The organism is Actinomycetota bacterium (assembly GCA_030019255.1).
GTDB lineage: Bacteria > Actinomycetota > Geothermincolia > Geothermincolales > RBG-13-55-18 > Solincola_A.
Genome location: JASEFK010000029.1, coordinates 1 through 1,943, shown reverse-complemented (window position 1 = coordinate 1,943; position 1,943 = coordinate 1). Strand labels below are relative to the sequence as shown.

Sequence of the window (1,943 nt, the reverse complement as noted above, 5' to 3'; positions counted from 1 at the left end):
GTCCAGGTCGCCGGTGGAGAGGGACTCCATGGCGGAGATAAGCTTCTCCGTCTCCATGTTTTGGTACTCCGCTATCTTGCCCTTCCGGCGCTCCTCTTCGCGGACCCTTGTGAGGTCGGAGATGAGCTCGAAGCAGGATTCTACCTCGCCCTCGGCGCCCTGTATGGGCAGGGCGGTGGAGTTGATGATCAGGTCCTTCCTGCCGTGCCTCATCCCGAACTCCCTCGAGACGGATTCCCGGGAGGCGAGACAGCGTTCGCCCACGCACTGCGGGGTCCCGCAGGCCCCGTGGGGGAAGACCTCACTGCAGGGTCTTCCCTTGACCTGTTCCAGGGACTTGCCAATGAAGCTCAGGCCGGCGGAGTTCATGTAGCGCACGCGTTTCTCGCGGTCCAAGGCGAAGGTGGGCGCGGGCCTCGATTCTATGTAGTTGACGAATAGGTCTGCAATGGAGTTCATCTCCCTCACCAGATCGCGGTATTCCTCGCCCACCGCGGAGGGATCCTCACGGTGCAGGAGGTCGCCGTGGACGACCGCGTGGTAGAGGTTTCTTGCCGAGGCCTTCAACCTCTCCAGGTTCCTGCTGATGAGGCCGGTGAAGAAATAGGCGCCGACTAAGCCGAGAAGGGCTAGGAACCCGAAGACCAGGGCAATTGTGTTCCTCCAGGGATTCACGGTCTCCGCCACGTCCTCGGTGTAGATCCCGGTGCCCACGATCCAGCCCCAGGGTTGGAAGGACTTGACGTAGGAAGTCTTTTCCACGATGCGGGAGGCGTCGTACTTGTACTGCCAGAAGTAATTGGCGAACCCCTCCCCGGAGCTCCGGCACACCTCCACCATATTGACGAAGAGAGCGTTTCCCTTGGGGTCCTTGTAATCGCTCAGGTCGTTTCCCTCCATCTCGGGCTTGAAGGGGTGCATGATCATGGCGGGCCGGTAATCGATGATGAAAAAATAGTCGTTCATTTCCGGCCCGTAGCGGAGGCACCTTACCGCCTCCTTGGCCCTTTCCTGCGCCTCTTCCCTGGAGATGACCCCTTCGGCCTCCAGGCGGTGGTAATGGTCCAGAAGGGACCATGCGGTGTGGGTCTCCTCCGCGGTCTTCTGCCGCTTGGACTCCACCAGTTTTGCCCTGGCGCTGGGGACCACCCAGAAGACGTTGAGGGCCACCATGACCATGAGAACGGCCACGGCTAGGAGAAGGATCCTTCCCCTGGTCGACTTCAGGAACCGGAGTGCCCTTTTCCCGCAGCTTCTTATCCTTCCCATCTCTTCTCCTTCACCCCACCAAGCTTTGAACACCTCGTCCACTCGCCCGCGGGACGGATTATGGCGATGTGCGGGGTCGGAGGCGCTTCCCTCCGACCGCCCGGTTTAGGTCGCAATTCACAAAATTATGTCTCCCGTCGGTCGGGACAACGGGTTGCGGGAGACCGTCCCCGGCAGTCCGCGCGATCCCGGAACGGGATCGCCCACGCCGACGACGCTGGGCAGACCTTCTTCCCGTTCCCACGGTTGATAGCTGCTTCCGGCTCGCAGGCCCCAAGTCGCTTCACAGGTTCTCCAGTCAGAAGAATAGGGAGTGAAGGCAGGGGAAAAATCGCATGAACGGGTGTCGGAAGGCGGAAAATCGGGGGAGAAGGTGCCGTGACGCGCTTCGCGGTGGAAGCGCGGTGCGCGGGTGGGGATGGGCCTGGGGGCAGGGAGCATGGTACGCGGAAATGGGAGCGGTTCCCGGAGAACCTTTACCCATAGCCCGGAAGAGCATGTCGGGTTCCTGCAAAACCGTGAAGGACCACACCGCATCAGCGGGTGACGGGTTGCGGGAAAGAAAAAGGGGGCGGAATGCGCTTCCCGCCCCTCTTTTCCCAACCTTACAGGGAGGATTAGAACTCCTCGAAGTCCTCGAGGGGGATGACCTCCTCCGGGGAGAGCTCGGTGCG

At 61.4% G+C, this 1,943-nt stretch carries 1 protein-coding gene; it reads right to left on the bottom strand.

What is annotated here, in order from left to right:
* Positions 1–1,269, bottom strand: a 1,269-nt coding sequence (locus QME84_12695) for a cache domain-containing protein (GenBank protein MDI6875121.1), incomplete at its 3' end; no start/stop codon positions are given.
* Positions 1,270–1,943 lie beyond the last annotated feature (674 nt).